Raw genomic sequence first — 16272 nt, 5'->3', positions numbered from 1 at the left:
ACGACCAGTGTCTTCCCACAGCTGTCCGGCGGCACCTCCCCAAGGAGCTCGCGGACCGCCGTGAGCAGGTCGGAAGCGGCCCGGGGAGCCGTCTCGACCTCCTCGGGCCGCGTTGCCGCGCTGGGTACGAGTACGCCGCGGGCGCCCGCGGCGCGCGCGGCCAGGACGTCGGCCGCGATGTCTCCGATCATCACGCAGTCCGACGGAGCCACTCCCAGGCGTCGTGCCGCCTCGATCACCAGACCCGGCCGGGGCTTGCGGCACTCGCAGCCGTCCTCGGGCAGGTGCGGGCAGTACACCCAGGTGCCGAGGCCGCCGAGCAGCTCGTCCGCCCGGGCGTTGACCCGCCGTACGTCGGTGTGGGTGAGCAGTCCGCGGCCGACGCCCGACTGGTTGCTGACCACGCCGGTCGCGATGCCCGCCGCGCGCAGCAGGTCCAGGGCCCGCCTGGCGCCGGGCACGAGGCGCACCAGGTCGGGGTCGCCGTTGTAAGGGACGTCCTCGACGAGGGTGCCGTCGCGGTCGAAGAGCACCGCGGCGGGCCGAGTGGCGGGTGTGGTCCGGTGGTTCACGGCGCGCTCCCCAGGAGTGCGGCGCGTCGATGGTGCAGCAGGCCGCCGAGCCAGTGGCGGACCGCGAGGGACGGGACGACCACGCCGGTGGACAGCATGACGACCGCAGCGGGCGGATGACCGCCGGCCGCGGCGAGCGCGCGCAGGCAGTCGGCGCGACAGGGGCGTCCGATCGTCGGCACGACGACGGCGTAGGCGGGCGGGGCGGAGGCCGGAGCGTTCGTCATGCGAACATCCCCTTCCGCCGGACCGCGAACGGTCCGAGGACCAGGAGGTCCACGGGCGAGGAGCCGAAGCACTCCAGGGCGTCCCGCGGGTCGTCCACCATGGGCCGGCCGGCCGTGTTGAGGCTCGTGTTGACCACCACGGGCAGGCCCGTGCGGCGTTCGAAGCCGTCGATCATCCGGGCCACCAGCGGCTCCGCGTCGCGCTCCACGGTCTGGATCCGGGCCGTGCCGTCCACGTGGACGACGGCCGGGATGCGGTCGCGCCACGCGGCGGCGACGTCGTGCACGAACAGCATGTAGGGGCTGGGCAACGGCCCGTCGAAGAGTTCCGCCGCGCGCTCCGCCAGCACCATGGGGGCGACCGGACGGAACTCCTCCCGTCCCTTCACCGCGTTGAGGCGTTCGAGGTTCCCGACGTGGCCGGGGTGGGCCAGCAGCGAGCGGTGGCCGAGGGCCCGGGGGCCGTACTCGCTGCGTCCCTGGAACCAGGCGACGATGCCGTCCCGGGCGAGCTCCTCGGCGACGGTGTCGGCGATGTCGGCGGGCTCCTCGTAGGGAACGGCGGCGCGCTCCAGCCAGGCGCGCAGCTCGTCATCGCTCCAGCCACGGCCCAGGGCGGCCGTCGGCATGGCCTCCACCGTCTCCTTCTGGTGGGCGACATGGAGCGCGGCGCCGAGCGCGGTGCCCGCGTCCCCGGCCGCGGGCTGCACCCAGACGCGGCGGAAGGGCCCTTCCCGGTACAGCCGGGTATTGGCCACGCAGTTGAGCGCCACGCCGCCGGCCAGCGTCAGCGTCTCCTCGCCGGTGCGCTCGTGCAGCCAGCCCGCCAGGCCGAGCAGGACCTCCTCCAGACACGCCTGTGCACTGGCCGCCGCGTCGGCGTGGTCCTGCATCCACGGGGCGTCCGCCGCACGCGGCGGGACCAGCGACGACCAGGGAACCGGACGGGCCCGGAACCCACCCTCGCCGTCCAGGTGGATGTACTCGCGCAGCCGCTCGAGGAAACGCGGCCGGCCGTACGACGCCAGGGCCATCACCTTGAACTCGTCGCTGCTGCGCAGGAATCCGAGGTGCTGGGTGAGCTCCTCGTAGAACAGGCCCAGGGAGTCGGGCAGCGACTGCGTACCCAGCACGGCGAGTTCGCGGTTCGCGTAGCGGCCCGCGAGATGAGAGCCGCATTCGCCGCGGCCGTCCAGGACGAGGACGGCGCAGTCCGGGTAGGGGGAGGCCTGGCCGGCCGAGGCGGCGTGGGCGACGTGGTGCGGGACGAAGCGCACCTTGGCCGGGTCGAGTCCGGGCAGGGCCTCGGCCAGGAACTCCGGGGCCCGGCGGGCGTATTCCTGACGCAGGTGGTCCCAGGGGTCGTTCAAACCCAACTGGTCGGCGGGGCGGGCGAGTTCGGGGTCGTAGGAGTAGGCGACCGCATCCAGTTCGGCCGGGGTGAGACCGGCCTGCTCCAGGCACCAGCGGGCGGACAGTTCGGGCAGTTCCCACGCGGAGAAGGGGATGGGCCGCTTGCCGTGCTTGCGACGGCTGAAGCGCTCCTCCTCCGCCGCTGCCACGATCCTGCCGTCCATGACCAGGGCGGCGGCCGGGTCGTGGAAAAGAGCGTTGATTCCCAGGACGCGCATACGGTTCCTCCGGGGAGGCTCAGTGGACGACTTCTCGGCCTGCGGGCTCAGACCTGCCCGGCCGGCTGCCGCGTCGGCCGCGCCGCGGCGAAGTAGGCGATGGTCTGTTTGATCCCTTCCTCCCAGGGCACCTTGGGGGCCCAGCCCAGCAGTTCACGCGCCAGCCGCGTGTCCGGGCGGCGGCGCTGCGGGTCGTCGACGGGGCGGTCGACGAACTCGATGCGCGAGGAGGAGCCCGCCAGCTCGACCACCCGGCGGGCGATGTCCCGGACTGTGACCTCGTCGGTTCCGCCGATGTTCACGGGCCCTACCGAGTGGCTCGCGGCCACCAGCAGGATCCCGTCGACCGTGTCGTCGACGTAGCACAGGGACCGCGTCTGGCTGCCGTCACCCGCCACCGTCAGCGGCTCGTCGGCCAGCGCCTGGCAGACGAACGTCGGCACCACACGGCCGTCGTGGGCGCGCATGCGCGGCCCGTAGGTGTTGAACAGGCGCACGATGCCGGCGTCGGCGTCCTTGACCCGCACATGGGCGCTGACCAGCGCCTCGGCGAACCGCTTCGACTCGTCGTACACGCTGCGCGGACCCACCGGGTTGACGTTGCCCCAGTAGTCCTCGCGCTGTGGATGCACGAGGGGATCGCCGTACACCTCGGACGTCGAGGCGAGCAGGAAGCGTGCCCGGTCCCGCTCGGCCAGGGCCAGCATGGTGCGGGTGCCCAGGCTGCCGGCGTCGAGCGTCTCCAGGGGCAGCCGCAGGTAGTCGACGGGCGAGGCGGGGCAGGCGAAGTGCAGGACGAGGTCGTACGGTCCCCGCAGGCGCCGGAGGCACTCGGGCGCGGAGACGTCGCACTCCACGAACCTGAATCCGGCGCGGCCCTCGAGGTGGGCGATGTTCTGGCGCGATCCGGACACCAGATTGTCCGCACAGTCGACTTCGACACCTGAATCCAGCAGGCGCTCGCAGAGATGGCTGCCGAGGAAGCCGGCACCGCCGGTCACCACGGCACGGCGCCAGGGCACGCGAGGAGGGGCATCAGTCATGGGACGTCCTTCAGCCGTGCTCGCGAGGCCGGAGAGCGGCGCGCGCATGTCCGGTGCGACGCGAGCGGCTCGTGGGAAGGGGGTGAAAGGTCAGATATGGACAGGACGCACGGAACGCGCGTCAGGAACAGGGCCGTCTTGGCCGCAGCCGCCGTTTTCCCGACGGAACGAACACGGGGTTCCCGTGCCAGTAGCTTTCACACTTTGATCCCTATTGTGCATAGGCCCCACAGCACCCGCGACTGCTGCGGGGGCGGCCCGGCGCCCCTCCAGTACCGGGCGGGAACGTGCTGACGAGTGCGGAGGGCCTGTGAGCAACCACACTCGACAGGGCAAGTGGCGTGAGGGCGATCGGCAGTTGAGCCTTTGAGGGCGGTGTCGCCCGGCGAACCGCAGCCGACGCACCGATCACATCTGCCACGATGGTTCGCGCCGTGACCGACTCGGTGGATGACCGCGCAGCGCAGCCCGGCGTTCTTCGGTTTCGCCTACCTGTCTGACTGCCACTTCACCTTTCGGGTATCGCACTGTGTCTTCCGTTCCTGCCCCTGCCTGCCCTTCCGCTGCCCCGAACACGGCCGCGGCCTCGCCCCGGGAGGCGTCACGCTCGCCGTGGCGATCCCTGAGACACCGCAGCATGCGCTGGTGGTCCGTCGCGAACTTCGTGTCGAACGCCGGCACCTGGATGCAGCTCACGGTGCAGAACCTGCTCGTTCTGCAGATCACCGGTTCCGCCGCCGCGACAGGGCTGTCGATGTCCGTCCAGGCCGGCCCCGCGCTGTTCATGAGCCTGCTGGGCGGGGCGGCCGTGGACCGCTGGCCGCGCAAGCTGACGGCGGCGGTCAGCCAGACCCTGCTCGGCGCGGTCGCCTTCGTCACGGCCGTGCTCGTCGCGCTGGACCGGCTCGACATGACGTCCCTGCTGGTGCTGGCCGCTGTGACCGGCACCATCGCCACCGTCGACGGACCGGCGTGCGCTCTGCTGGGCAACGATCTCGTCCCGGCCGAGGACGTTCCCTCCGCCATCGGCATCGGCGCGATGGTGCACAGCGCCGGCCGGCTCGTCGGGACCGCCCTGGCCGGCGTGACGGTCGGCTTTCTCGGCACGGCCGCCGCGTACGCGGCCAACGGGATGTCCTTCCTGTTCGTCGCCGCGGTCGTGCCGTTCCTGCGCCCCGCGCCCGGTGCGGCGCCCGCAGCCGCGCGGACCAGGGCGGGAGTCGGAGCCGGGGCCGGGGCCGGGGCCGGGGCCGACATGACCATGCGCGAAGGCCTGCGCTTCTTCGCGCGCCGGCCCCGTCTGGTCGCGCTCGCCGGCATCACCGGGATCAGCGCGGTCTTCGGCCGTAACTACGGGCTGACCCTGGCCGTGCTCGTCACCGGGCCGCTCGCGGGCGGTGCGGGGGCGTTCGGCACGGTCTCCTCGGTCCTCGCCGTCGGCGGCATCCTGGGCGCGTTCCTCGGCGCCCGGCTGCGGCGGCCCTCCGTCCGGCTGGTGGGCACGCTGGCCGCCGCGGGCGCGCTGCTGCAACTGGCAGCGGGACTGTCACCGTCGGTGGCCGTCCTGCTGGTGCTGGTCCTGCCCATGGCCGTGGTCGAGTCCGTCTCCGACACCGCCGGAACGGCCGTCCTCCAGACCGACCCGCCCCCTCACCTGCGCGGACGCGTCCTCGGCGTGTGGAGCAGCATCGGCACGGTGTGGGGTCTCGGCGGCCCGCCGGCGCTGGGTCTGCTCATGGAACTGGCCGGGGCACGCGGAGCTCTCGTGACCGGTGGCCTGCTGGTCGCCGGCGCGATCGGTACGGGTTTCCTGGTACGGGCACGCCGCACACTGGAGCCCGTCGCCCTGCCGACGAAGCCGGGCGGCGAGGTGGCGGGACGGGAAGCGCTGAGCACGGCGGCCTGAGGGCTTGGCACCCCCGGCGGGGGTGCGCCGACGGTCCCCAGCGGGGCGCTGCGCTTCGGCCGCGCGGACGCGAGCCCTCGGCGCAGGCCCGGACGCGGGGCGGGGTGGACGTAGGGCGGGCCGGACGCGTCGTGATCCGCTCCCCCGCCGTACCTACGGGGCACAGCCGGCACCTATGTACGGAGTTTGGGCCGCTCCGGAGTGGTGAGGCGCCCGGGATGCACGAGCAACTTGTCACGGTCGCCCCTCGGGAAAGACCCGCAGCGCAGCGTCCCGCGGAGCGCGACGCCTACTTCGACAACATCAAGTATCTGGCGATCGTGCTGGTCGCGGTGGGACACGCGTGGGAGCCGTTGCGGGACGGGAGCCGGGGTGTCTCAGCGCTGTACCTGCTCGTGTACGCCTTTCACATGCCCGCGTTCATCGTCGTCTCCGGGTACTTCTCGCGGAACTTCGACGCCGGCCCGCAGCGGCTGCGGAGGCTGGTGACCGGGCTGGTCGTGCCGTACGTCGTGTTCGAGACGGCGTACACGTTCTTCACCCGGTGGACCGACCAGGTGCCGGACCGGCCGGTGAGTCTGCTGGATCCGCTGTATCTGACGTGGTTCCTGGTGGCGTTGTTCGTGTGGCGGCTGACCACTCCGCTGTGGCAGCGGGTGCGTCATCCGGTGCCGCTCGCCCTCGCGGTGGCGATGCTCGCCTCCCTCACGCCCTCCATCGGCGACGATCTCGATCTGCAGCGTGTCCTGCAGTTCCTGCCGTACTTCGTGCTGGGTCTGTGTCTGAAGCCGGAGCACTTCCGCCTGGTCCGTCGGCGGGCCGTACGGCTGGCGGCCGTGCCGGTGTTCGCGGTCGCGCTCGCGCTGGCCCACTGGGCCGTGCCGCGGATGAGCGGGGCCTGGTTCTACCACCGGGACAGCGCCCAGGAGCTGGGTGCGCCCGGCTGGTCGGGGCCGGTGATGACGCTGGTCACCTTCGGGTGCTCGCTGGTCCTGGTCGGGTGCTTCCTCGCCCTGGTGCCCGGGCGGCGGACCTGGTTCACGGCGTTGGGCGCGGGCACGCTCTACGGCTATCTGCTGCACGGATTCCTCGTCCAGGGCGCCCGGTTCTGGGGCTGGTACGGGCCCACCTGGGTCCACGAACCGCTCGGCACGGCCACGGTCACCCTCGCCGCCGCCTCCGCCGTGACCGCCCTGTGCACCCCACCGGTCCGACGCGCCCTGCGATACCTGGTCGAACCGGACATGCGGTGGGCCTTCCGGCACCCCACGGCCCCACCAGAGCGCGCCTGAGGAGAATCGCCCTACGACGAGACGGCGCCACCACCGCTCGGCCCGGGCCCGGTCACCCTCACCGCCGCCGTGACCGCGCGGCGGGTCCGACAGCACGCGACCCGAGCCGAGCGCGCACCGGAGAGCACGTGGCCGTACGACGAGATGGCGGCCCGACCGCTCGGCGCGCCCAGAAATCCTCGCCCCCGCCTCCACCGGTGACCGCGCGGTGAGCCTTCCGACAGCACCGGCCCAAGCCGGGCCCCACGCCCAGACGGCGCCACCACCGCTCGGCGCGGGCCCGGTCACCCTCACCGCTGCCTCCGCCACCACCGCCCGGCGGATCTCGGAGGACGTGGCCGTACGACGGGACGACGGCTCTGAACGCCGCCCGTCGTCCGTACCGGACCTACTTCGACGGCTTTGTGGGGGCCGACGGTACCGGGCTCGGGACGGAGGTCGGTTCCGCCGGGGCGGGGCTCGGGACGGCCGAGGGGTGCTGGTCCGGCACGACCGTCGGTACCGGGCTCGGCGCGGTCCCCGGCTCGGAAGGCACGGCGGACGGCATCGTACTCGGCTGGGACGGCCGCTTCGACGGCACGGGGGAAGGCACGGGCGACGGGACGGCCGAAGGCGCCACCGTAGGAGAGGCGGAGGTCGCCGGCTTCGGCGTGGCGGAGCCGGTCGCGGCGCCCGCGACGGCGGCCCAGCCCGCCACGGCCACGGCGCTTCCCGCGAGGACGCCGATCAGCAGGCGGCGGGTGGGTCGGATGCCATGACGGTTCGTCAAAGCTGCTCCTCTGTGGTCGGGTCGGTTGCGTGAGAGGAGTACGGGGCACCGGCCCGGGCGGGTTGCACGCGGCGACCGGAAACTTTTCTTCCGTGGCCGTGCAACCTCGCGGAGCCCGTCGCCGTACCTCTGAAGGACAGGTCTGATCGGTTCGGCGGAGGGGCGGCGGGTGCGGGAAGCAGTCCGGGAACGGGAGTTCCGGGAGTTCGCCGAGGCCCGGCAGGGGCAGCTCAGGCGCAGCGCGTATCTGCTGTGCGGGGACTGGCACCAGGCCCAGGACCTCACCCAGACGACGCTGATGAAGCTGTACGCCTCCTGGGGCCGCATCCGCCGCGACGGCAACGTCGAGGCGTACGCCCGTACGATCCTCACCCGCGTCTTCATCGACCAGTACCGCAAGCGGAGCTGGCGGGAGGAGCCGACGGAGGAGCTGCCCGAACCGGTGTCCGCCGAACCACCGGTCACGCCCGAGCTGCGGCTGGTGATGCAGGCCGCGCTGATGGAACTGCCGCCCCGCTACCGGGCGGTCCTGGTACTGCGGTTCTGGGAGGACTGGAGCGTGGAGCAGACCGCCGAGGCGCTGCGCGTGACCCCGGGCACGGTCAAGAGCCAGAGCGCCCGCGGGCTGGTCCGGCTGCGCGGGCTCGTCGAGGGACTCGCGGGCGAGACGAGCGGGAGGTGAGGCGGCAGATGGACGACTCGGACGAGTACGGGGAGGGCGGCCGCGTGCGGGGCGCCTTCGAGGCCATCCTCGACGGCTCGCGGGAGCCGGCCCTGCCCAGCGTCACCGACGCGGCCGTCGCCGGCGGCCGACGGATCCGACGCCGTCGTACGGCGGTGTCGGGCGCCGTGGGAGTGCTGGTGGCCGCCCTCCTCACGGCCGGGGCCGTGGCCGCCCTGCCCGGCGCGGACCCCGGCCGCTCCTCGGTGCCGCTGGCCCCGGTGCGCAGTCAGCCGCCCACCAAGGGCCCGGCGTCGCCGTCGGCCGTCCCCTCCGAACCGTCGGCCGTTCCGACGGCATCGGGCGGCACGACCGGGAACGTGCCCGGTGCCGCCCCCCGGACGTCACCAACGCCGTGAGGCCGTCGGGCCTGGGCACCCGTGTGACAAGATGCTTCGGTCATGCCCCACCAGAAAGGGACGATTCCCATGTCCAGGGTCGAGCTGACCACTAATTTCGGCCGTATCGTCCTCGAGCTCGCCGACGCCGAGGCTCCCAAGACCGTCGAGAACTTCCTGAAGTACGTCGGCAACGGGCACTACGACGGCACGATCTTCCACCGGGTGATCAACGGCTTCATGGTCCAGGGCGGTGGCTTCACCCCGGACATGGTGCAGAAGCCCACGCTCGCGCCGGTCCCGAACGAGGCCGACAACGGTCTGAAGAACACCGCGTACACCGTGGCGATGGCGCGCACCAGCGACCCGCACTCGGCGACCGCGCAGTTCTTCATCAACGTCTCGGACAACGAGTTCCTCAACTTCACGGCCAAGAGCCCGAACGGCTGGGGTTACACCGTGTTCGGCAAGGTCGCCGAGGGCCAGGACGTCGTCGACCAGATCAAGGGTGTGCGGACCGGCAGCAGCCGCGGTCACGGTGACGTGCCCACGCAGCCGGTGATCATCGAGTCCGCGAAGGCCGTCGGCTGATCTCGCCGAAGGACGGACGCGACCTGCGCGGTGCCGACGGCGGTGCGCAGGTCACGCGGTCCGTTTGCGGGCGGTCGTCTTCTTGGCCGCCGTCTTCTTCGCGCCCGTCGCCTTCTTCGCCGACGCCGTCTTCTTCGTCCCCTGTGACGACTTCGCCGTCGTCTTCTTCGCGGCCGCCGTCTTCTTCGTGGCGGACGTGGACTTCTTGCCACCCGTCTGCTTCGGCGCCGCCCGCGCCGACTTGCGCTGCGGCAGCCGTGTGACCTCCCCCGGCTCCTCGCCCCGGGACTCCTTCGCGTCCCGGACGCTCTTCTCCAGTGCCGCCATGAGGTCGAGGACCTTGCCGCCCTTCGCCCGGTCGGGTGCCTCCGGTGGTGCCTCGCCCGCGGCCTTCGCGGCGACGACCTCCTCGAGTGCCTCGCGGTACTCGTCGTGGAGTTCGTCGAGGTCGATCTCGCCGAGGGTGTCCATCAGGGCGTCGGCGAGGTCGAGTTCCTTGTCGCTGACGGTGACCTTGGTGTCGGGGGCGAGTCCCTCGGGCGCGCGGACCTCGTCCGGCCACAGCAGCCCGTGCAGCGCGATGGCGTCCTCCACCACCCGCAGCATCCCGAGCCGTTCCCGTCCCCGCAGCGCGAACTTGGCGATGGCCACCTTGTTGCTGCGCTTGAGCGCCTCCCTCAGCAGGGTGTACGGCTTGGCGGCGGGGGCGCCGCCCGCCTGGAGGTAGTACGCGGCATCCATCTGGAGCGGGTCGATCCGCTCGCCCGGCACGAAGGCCACGATCTCGATCGTCTTCGCCGTCGGGAGCGGCAGGTGGGCCAGGTCCTCGTCGGTGATCGGGATGATGGTGCCGTCGGCGTCCTCGTACCCCTTGCCGATCTCCGCCTGGCTGATCTCCCGGTCCTCCAGTTCGCAGACCTTGCGGTAGCGGACGCGGCCGCCGTCCTCGGTGTGGATCTGGCGGAAGGAGATCGAGTGGCTCTCGGTGGCGTTCACCAGCTTGATCGGAATGCTGACCAGGCCGAACGAGATGGCGCCGTTCCAAATGGATCTCACCGGCAGCACCCTTTCTGGCGTATTACGCAGTTTCATCTGATATGCGTGAGAATCTCATCGTATGACGCCGATCACAGAGGTGGAGGGCCGACGGCTCGCGCTCAGCAATCTGGAGAAGGTGCTGTATCCGGCCACCGGCTTCACCAAGGGCGAGGTGCTGCACTACTACGCCACGACGGCCGAGGTGCTGCTGCCCCATCTGCGTGACCGTCCCGTCTCCTTCCTGCGCTATCCGGACGGCCCCGACGGCCAGGTCTTCTTCGCCAAGAACGTTCCGCCGGGTACGCCCGACTGGGTCACCACCGCCGAGGTGCCCCGCTCCGAGGGGCCGGCCCGGATGGTGCTCGTGCAGGACCTCGCGAGCCTGATGTGGGCCGCCAACCTGGTCACCGAGTTCCACACCCACCAGTGGCCGATCGACACCCCCGACGAGGCCGACCGCCTGGTCCTCGACCTCGATCCGGGGCCGCCCGCGACGATCGTCGAGTGCTGCGAGGTCGCCCTCTGGCTCAGGGAGCGGCTGGCGGCGGACGGTATCGAGGCGTACCCGAAGACCGCCGGGTCGAAGGGGCTGCATCTGCTGGCGGCGGTCCGGGGGGCGTCGTCCGAGCAGGTGTCGGAGTACGCCAAGCAGCTCGCCGTGGAGGCGGAGCGGGCGATGCCCCGGCTGGCCCTGCACCGGATGACGCGCAACCTGCGCCCCGGCAAGGTCTTCGTCGACTGGAGCCAGAACGCCGCCCGCAAGACCACCGCCACGCCCTACACCCTGCGGGCCCGGACCCGGCCCCTGGTGTCGGCACCGGTGACCTGGACGGAGGTCGAGGAGTGCGGCGCACCGGCCCAGCTGTCCTTCGAGGCAGCGGACATGGGCCCGCGCCTCCAGGACTACGGCGACCTGCTGGCCCCGCTCCTCGACGGCGAGCGGGCGGCACCGCTGCCCTGAGAACGCCCGCTCGCGATTCCGGGGCTCGCGGCCAAGTGCGTCCCCGCCCTCCGGTTCAGCGGGCTGACCAAATCGCGGAACTCCTCGGTCCGCCCTGGCATGGGGCCATCCTGGGCTCACCACAACCGTCCGAAGGGGGACCACCCCATGACCACGAAAGCGACCCAGCATGCCTTAGGGCTCCTCGCCGGCCTCGTCGCCCTCGCCGTCGGCACCGCACCCTGGACCGCCGCCACGGCCGCCCCGCAGCAGCGGACCGGCGCCCAGGTGATCCTCGACTGGAGCGAGACCGCCGTCGCCACCGTCCACACCGACGCAAAGAAGCCGGCCGCGGAGCAGTTCCTCTACTACGGCTTCGTCGACGCCGCCGTCTACAACGCGGTCGTCGGCATCGAGGGCCGGTACACCCCGTACAAGTGGCAGGAACGCGGCCCGCGCCATGCCTCCTCGGAGGCCGCCGCCGCAGCGGCCGCCCACCGGGTCCTGCTGACCTACTTCCCGGCCTCCCGGGCCCGCCTCGACACCGCCTACACCGCGTCCCTGGCGAGGATCCCCGACGGCAGAGCCGAGAAGCAGGGCGTCCGCTTCGGGGAACGCGCCGCCGCGCGGATCGTGCGGCTGCGCGAGAACGACGGACGCGGCGCCCCGGTGACGTACGACAAGCCGCCCGCCCCCGGCATCTGGCGGCCCACCCCGCCCGCCAACGCGCCCTTCGCCGTCCCCTGGCTCGGCAAGGTGCGCCCGATGCTGCTCGGTTCACCGGACCGGTTCCTGCCGGGGCCGCCCCCGGCGCTCACGTCGAAGGCCTACACCCGGGACTTCGCCGAGGTGAAGGCGGTCGGCGCGAGGAACAGCGTCCACCGGACCGCGGCGCAGACCGAGACCGCGCGGTTCTTCTCCGACGTACTGCCGGTGCAGTTCCAGGCCGCGTACCGCGGCTACGTCGCACGGCACGGGCTCGATCTCGTCGACGCGGCACGGCTGTTCGCCGCGACGGGTTCGGCGACGGCCGATGCGGCCATCACGGCGTGGAACGCCAAGCTGACGTACGGCCAGTGGCGTCCGATCACGGCGATCCGGCTCGCGGACAGTGACGGCAACCCCGCCACCACGCCCGACCCGTCCTGGCAACCGCTGCTCGACACCCCTCCGTACCCGGACTGGGTCAGCGGTCACAACATCAACGACGGTGCCGCGATGAGCGTCCTGAACCGCCTCACCGGCGGGGACGTCGACTTCCGGATCTCGTCCGCGGTGACGGGCACGACCCGGACCTACACCGACGCGGCGGCCTACGACCGGGAGGTGGTCGACGCCCGGGTCTGGGGCGGGGTCCACTTCCGCAGCAGTGACGTGGTGGCGATCAGGACCGGTGCCCGTATCGGCGCCTGGACCATGGCCCACTACTTCGGGGCACTGCGCTAGGGCCTGTTGCGAAAGTGGCCTCGTCGCCCGGAGGGCGGCCGCGCGGCGTTCGGTGCGTGCTCTGGGGGTCCCCCCGGCCGAAGGCTGGGGGAGTGCCGCCCGGAAGCCCTCGTACTGGGCGTACTCGGGCTTTCGGGCGGTGCGGCGAGTGGGGGTACCTCCCACGCCTCAGGGCAGTGGGGGAGCGTGCCGGGCGTCGCGCGGCAGAGGCCACTTTCGCAACAGGCCCTAGACCTTCGTCCAGGTGTGGCGGTCCCGTGCCATCGCGTGCAGGGCCTCCACGTCCGCCGGCTTGAGTACCCCGCCGAGGCGGGCGAGGCCTTCGAGGTCGGTGTCCGTGAGGACGCGGACCCCACGGGGCGGGAGGGTGACCGTCACGGCCGTGGGGCCGACGAGGGCGAGGACCGGGTGGACCTCGGCCGTCAGGGCGTAGGAGGCACGGTCGGCGTCGGCGCGGACGCGGCGCAGGAGCGGCTGTGGGTCGCGGCGGCCGAAGGCGACCATCGGGTCGGCGACCGTGACCCGCTGCCGACGGGCGTACAGCGCGTGCACGGCGAACAGTCCGGCGGGACCGATCACCAGATGGTGGACGCGGTCGCCGCCGGGCAGCGGGACGGAGTGCAGGGTGTGCCAGCCCGCGCCGTCGAGGCCGTCCAGCGCCTCACCCACCGTCTGTTCCGCCTCCAGCGCGCGCCGACGGGGGTCGCGGCGGATCAGGTGCGGGGAGCCGGGATCCCGGTCCAGGGCGATCTGGAGGGCCTCGCCGGGCCGGTTGGGCGCGAGGTCGTCGTCGGGGTGGAGGGTGAGCCGGGCCAGTTCGGCGGGCGTCGGCACCGGGGGCGGGCCCACGGCCACCGGGCCGCTCAGGAAAGGACCGAGGACATCGAGCACATCCTCTCTGCGGTCCTCGCTCAGCAGATTGATCCGGGCCGCCTCACGGTCGTACCAGGCGATGTTCCTGCCGTCCGTGAGGCAGACGTAGAGCCGCTCCTGACCATGACGCCAGGTCGGTACGACGCGCAGTCCGCTCATGCACCATCACCCCATGGACCATGGGAACAGGCGGGGTGCTGCGCAGGCAAGAAGCCGGATACCTTTGGGGTGAGTTGCCGTGAGTTGCAGGGCTTGGCGCAGGGGCTTGGGGAGGCGCTGTTGCGGACCCGCAGGAAGCAACCCGATGTACCGGCCCCGGACAGAGCGTGGGACGAGATCGTGCCCGGGCTGTGGATGGGCGGGCACGAGTTCCAGGGCATGTCCGGGCAACGGGAGTTCGCCGTCGTACGGGGCGAGTTCGAGGTCGTGCAGACGCTGCTGCGGCTGCCGGGCCACGGTCCCGATCCCGGTGTCGAGCACCATGTGTGGCCGATTCCGGACGGCCCGCTGGACGGCACCCAGCTCACCGGCGTGATGCGTCTGGCACAGGCCGCGAGTGAGGCGCTGGACGAGGGCCGCAGGGTCCTCGTCCGCTGTTACCACGGTTACAACCGCTCGGGCCTGGTCGTGGCGCACGCCCTGGTCCGCAGGGGGCATACGGCCGACGAGGCGATCCGGCTGATCCGCAGCCGGCGCTCGCCGTGGGCGCTGCACAACGAACTGTTCGTCGAGTACCTCCGGACCGGCCTCCCGACGGCCCGGCTGCTGGAGGAGCTGACCGAGTAGTGCGGCCCCGAGGCGCCGGAACGCAAAAAGGACTTCCCCACGAATAACCTGTACGGGGCCGACCTACGCCCACCGGCCCGACCTCCAGGAGCACAGTGCCACCCGCCCGCCGCGCACCCCGTACGACCCGCGCCGTCGCCGCCGTCGCCCTGCTGCTCGCGGCCGCGTCGGGCTGCGGCGACGCGGGCGACCTGGTGGGCGCGGGTCCGACGCCGACCGCGATCAGCCCCGACCGGTTGTGGCCGCAGCTGACGCCCGCCTCCAGCCCGGCGTTCACCATCGACGAGGTGGACAGGCAGGTCGTCAAGGGCGTCTCCGTGCCCGGCGACGACATCCGCGAGGTGGACCCGGTCGCGGTCGTGCGCGCGGAGATCAAGGAGGACGCCGGCAGCTACGCCGACGGGGGCTACGTCGAGACGGCCCGCCGGATGGCGGACTGCGGGAAGAAGGGGGCGGCCGGCAGGAGGTGCCCGGTCCTCCAGCCGTACTACCGCGACCTGACCGATGACGGGCGCAAGGACCTGACGCTGGGCTTTCGGCAGCTGCCCGGCAGCATCACCGCCGTGCGCGTCTACACCGTGGCGAAGCACCGGCTCGTGCGGGTCATGCACTGGGAGGACGCGGTCAGCGGGGTCGAGCTGGCCGGGCGGTCGGTCATCATCCGCTCGCCGTCCGAGGTGGCCGGGTACGAGTACCGGCTGCAGTGGACCTGGGACCCCGAGCAGAAGGCGATGCTCCTCACCCACGACGAGATGCTCCGGACGGGCAAGAGCACCCGTCTCCCCAGCGGCTCGCCCAGCGCGTCCGCGAGCGCGCGATGAGACTCGCGCTGCCCCGCTGGTCCGGCACGCTGGCCGTGAAGGCCGGCGTCTTCATCACCGTGATGTGCTGCGCCCTCGCCGCGTTGCTCGGAGTCCTCGTGCATGTCTCGGTGACCAACCAGACCGTCGGCGAGGCCCGCGAGCTGGCGCTGAGCCGGCTGAAGGACGCGACCGAGGCGTACGAGGCCGGGGACACGCTGACGTGGGACGCCGGTGTGGATCAGCCGGATCTGCCGGGCTCGCTGCGGGCGCTGGCGGTGGCCGGGGACCGGGGCACGATGGTCGGCGAGCACCGCGGGCGCCCCGTGATGTGGGCGGCGGGTCCGGTGGACGGGGACCGGTCGCTGGCCGTGGAGGTCGACTACGCGCAGAACGCGCGGACGATCGCGGCGCTCGACCGGGCGATCCTGTGGTCGTCGGCGCTGGCGATCACGGCGACGCTGCTGGTGGGCGCGTTCGCGGTCACCCGGGTGACGACGCGGCTGCACACCACCGCTCGGGTGGCCCGGCGGATCAGCGCGGGCGACCTCGACGCGCGGGTCGACGATCCCCGTACGAAGGATCCGTCGCGGCCGCAGGACGAGGTGGCCGCGGTGGCCGCCGCGCTGGACTCCATGGCGGTGTCCCTGCAGGGGAAGCTGCTGAGTGAGCAGCGGTTCACGGCGGATGTCGCACATGAGCTGCGGACGCCTCTGACCGGGCTGCACGCGGCCGCCGAGTTGTTGCCGCCGGGGCGGCCCACGGAGCTGGTGCGGGACCGGGTGGGGGCGCTGCGGACCCTGACGGAGGATCTGCTGGAGATCTCCCGGCTGGACACGGGGCGGGAGACGGTGGAGCTGGATACCGAGCCCTTGGGGGCGTTGGCGGAGCGGGTGGTCCGGGCGTCCGGTACCGATACCGAGGTCGTCGTCGTGCGGGACCTTGCCGTGGAGACGGACCGGCGGCGGCTGGAGCGGGTGCTGGGCAATCTGGTGGCCAACGCGCATCGGCACGGCCGGGGACCGGTGTCGTTGACGGTGGACGGGCCGGTGGTGACCGTCCGGGACCACGGGGACGGGTTTCCGCCGTATCTCATCGAGCACGGTCCGCAGCGGTTCCGTACCGAGGGCGGGTCGAAGGGGCACGGCCTGGGGCTGACCATCGCGGTGGGGCAGGCGGAGGTGCTGGGGGCGCGCCTGTCGTTCTCCAACGCGGCGGACGGCGGGGCGGTCGCGACGTTGTTCCTGCGCTAGACGGCCCTGGGCCGGTTCTCCTATGGCGCAGTGTGAAAGGCGACCC

16 protein-coding genes and 1 pseudogene are annotated in these 16272 nt (G+C 72.4%); 11 read left to right on the top strand and 6 right to left on the bottom strand.

What is annotated here, in order from left to right; genetic code table 11:
• Positions 1–35: 35 nt before the first annotated feature.
• The 4 genes and pseudogenes from ACIBJB_RS43045 to ACIBJB_RS43030 form a co-directional block, all read right to left on the bottom strand.
• Positions 36–572: pseudogene (locus ACIBJB_RS43045) on the bottom strand (D-glycero-alpha-D-manno-heptose-1,7-bisphosphate 7-phosphatase); the annotation flags it as partial.
• A complete protein-coding gene (locus ACIBJB_RS43040) occupies positions 569–799 on the bottom strand; it encodes a hypothetical protein (protein ID WP_398939555.1) in 231 nt (76 codons plus the stop codon). The gene ACIBJB_RS43040 and the pseudogene ACIBJB_RS43045, both read right to left, overlap by 4 nt.
• The gene (locus ACIBJB_RS43035; protein ID WP_398939554.1) at positions 796–2430 is read right to left on the bottom strand and encodes a carbamoyltransferase; all 1635 of its coding nucleotides are present in this window, start codon (positions 2428–2430) and stop codon (positions 796–798) included. The genes ACIBJB_RS43040 and ACIBJB_RS43035 overlap by 4 nt, the downstream gene beginning before the upstream one ends.
• 47 nt (positions 2431–2477) lie before the next feature.
• Positions 2478–3473 carry an NAD-dependent epimerase/dehydratase family protein gene (locus tag ACIBJB_RS43030; protein WP_398939552.1) on the bottom strand — a complete coding sequence of 332 codons (996 nt, stop codon included), beginning with the start codon at positions 3471–3473 and terminating at the stop codon, positions 2478–2480.
• A gap of 637 nt (positions 3474–4110) precedes the next feature.
• Between ACIBJB_RS43030 and ACIBJB_RS43025 the strand changes: the two genes are divergently transcribed.
• The 6 genes from ACIBJB_RS43025 to ACIBJB_RS43000 all read left to right on the top strand — a co-directional run bounded on the left by ACIBJB_RS43025 (position 4111) and on the right by ACIBJB_RS43000 (position 9090).
• Complete coding sequence (locus tag ACIBJB_RS43025) at positions 4111–5379, top strand: MFS transporter (protein WP_398939550.1); 1269 nt, start codon at positions 4111–4113, stop codon at positions 5377–5379.
• 218 nt (positions 5380–5597) lie between these two features.
• Positions 5598–6671 carry an acyltransferase family protein gene (locus ACIBJB_RS43020; protein WP_398939548.1) on the top strand — a complete coding sequence of 358 codons (1074 nt, stop codon included), beginning with the start codon at positions 5598–5600 and terminating at the stop codon, positions 6669–6671.
• A gap of 404 nt (positions 6672–7075) precedes the next feature.
• Positions 7076–7429, top strand: coding sequence for a hypothetical protein (locus ACIBJB_RS43015; RefSeq protein ID WP_398939546.1), 354 nt, complete (start codon positions 7076–7078; stop codon positions 7427–7429).
• Between the two features lie 180 nt (positions 7430–7609).
• Positions 7610–8122: a SigE family RNA polymerase sigma factor gene (locus tag ACIBJB_RS43010; RefSeq protein ID WP_355949307.1), complete on the top strand. Its 513-nt coding sequence runs from the start codon at positions 7610–7612 to the stop codon at positions 8120–8122.
• A gap of 8 nt (positions 8123–8130) precedes the next feature.
• Positions 8131–8520, top strand: a complete 390-nt coding sequence (locus ACIBJB_RS43005; protein ID WP_398939544.1) for a hypothetical protein — start codon at positions 8131–8133, stop codon at positions 8518–8520.
• Positions 8521–8589: 69 nt separating this feature from the next.
• A complete protein-coding gene (locus tag ACIBJB_RS43000) occupies positions 8590–9090 on the top strand; it encodes a peptidylprolyl isomerase (RefSeq protein ID WP_398939542.1) in 501 nt (166 codons plus the stop codon).
• A 51-nt stretch (positions 9091–9141) separates the two neighbouring features.
• On the opposite strand, the gene ACIBJB_RS42995 is transcribed toward ACIBJB_RS43000, so the two are convergent.
• Positions 9142–10155, bottom strand: coding sequence for a Ku protein (locus tag ACIBJB_RS42995; RefSeq protein ID WP_398939656.1), 1014 nt, complete (start codon positions 10153–10155; stop codon positions 9142–9144).
• A gap of 52 nt (positions 10156–10207) precedes the next feature.
• Between ACIBJB_RS42995 and ligD the strand changes: the two genes are divergently transcribed.
• Together ligD and ACIBJB_RS42985 are read left to right on the top strand one after the other, a co-directional pair.
• Positions 10208–11089, top strand: coding sequence for a non-homologous end-joining DNA ligase (ligD, locus tag ACIBJB_RS42990; RefSeq protein WP_398939541.1), 882 nt, complete (start codon positions 10208–10210; stop codon positions 11087–11089).
• A gap of 147 nt (positions 11090–11236) precedes the next feature.
• Positions 11237–12514, top strand: coding sequence for a vanadium-dependent haloperoxidase (locus ACIBJB_RS42985; RefSeq protein WP_398939540.1), 1278 nt, complete (start codon positions 11237–11239; stop codon positions 12512–12514).
• Between the two features lie 228 nt (positions 12515–12742).
• Here ACIBJB_RS42985 and ACIBJB_RS42980 read toward each other — a convergent pair whose 3' ends face one another.
• Positions 12743–13546, bottom strand: coding sequence for a nuclease-related domain-containing protein (locus ACIBJB_RS42980; RefSeq protein ID WP_398939538.1), 804 nt, complete (start codon positions 13544–13546; stop codon positions 12743–12745).
• A gap of 120 nt (positions 13547–13666) precedes the next feature.
• Between ACIBJB_RS42980 and ACIBJB_RS42975 the strand changes: the two genes are divergently transcribed.
• The 3 genes from ACIBJB_RS42975 to ACIBJB_RS42965 all read left to right on the top strand — a co-directional run bounded on the left by ACIBJB_RS42975 (position 13667) and on the right by ACIBJB_RS42965 (position 16226).
• Positions 13667–14173: a dual specificity protein phosphatase family protein gene (locus ACIBJB_RS42975; RefSeq protein ID WP_398939537.1), complete on the top strand. Its 507-nt coding sequence runs from the start codon at positions 13667–13669 to the stop codon at positions 14171–14173.
• 95 nt (positions 14174–14268) lie between these two features.
• Positions 14269–14994 carry a hypothetical protein gene (locus ACIBJB_RS42970; protein WP_398939535.1) on the top strand — a complete coding sequence of 242 codons (726 nt, stop codon included), beginning with the start codon at positions 14269–14271 and terminating at the stop codon, positions 14992–14994.
• Positions 14991–16226, top strand: coding sequence for an ATP-binding protein (locus ACIBJB_RS42965; RefSeq protein ID WP_398939533.1), 1236 nt, complete (start codon positions 14991–14993; stop codon positions 16224–16226). The genes ACIBJB_RS42970 and ACIBJB_RS42965 overlap by 4 nt, the downstream gene beginning before the upstream one ends.
• Positions 16227–16272: the final 46 nt, after the last annotated feature.

The sequence above is a fragment of the Streptomyces sp. NPDC050759 genome (genome assembly GCF_044456945.1).
Classification (GTDB): Bacteria; Actinomycetota; Actinomycetes; order Streptomycetales; family Streptomycetaceae; genus Streptomyces.
The sequence above is the reverse complement of the archived record's forward strand: the minus strand, read 5'-3'. Positions and strand labels throughout refer to the sequence as shown.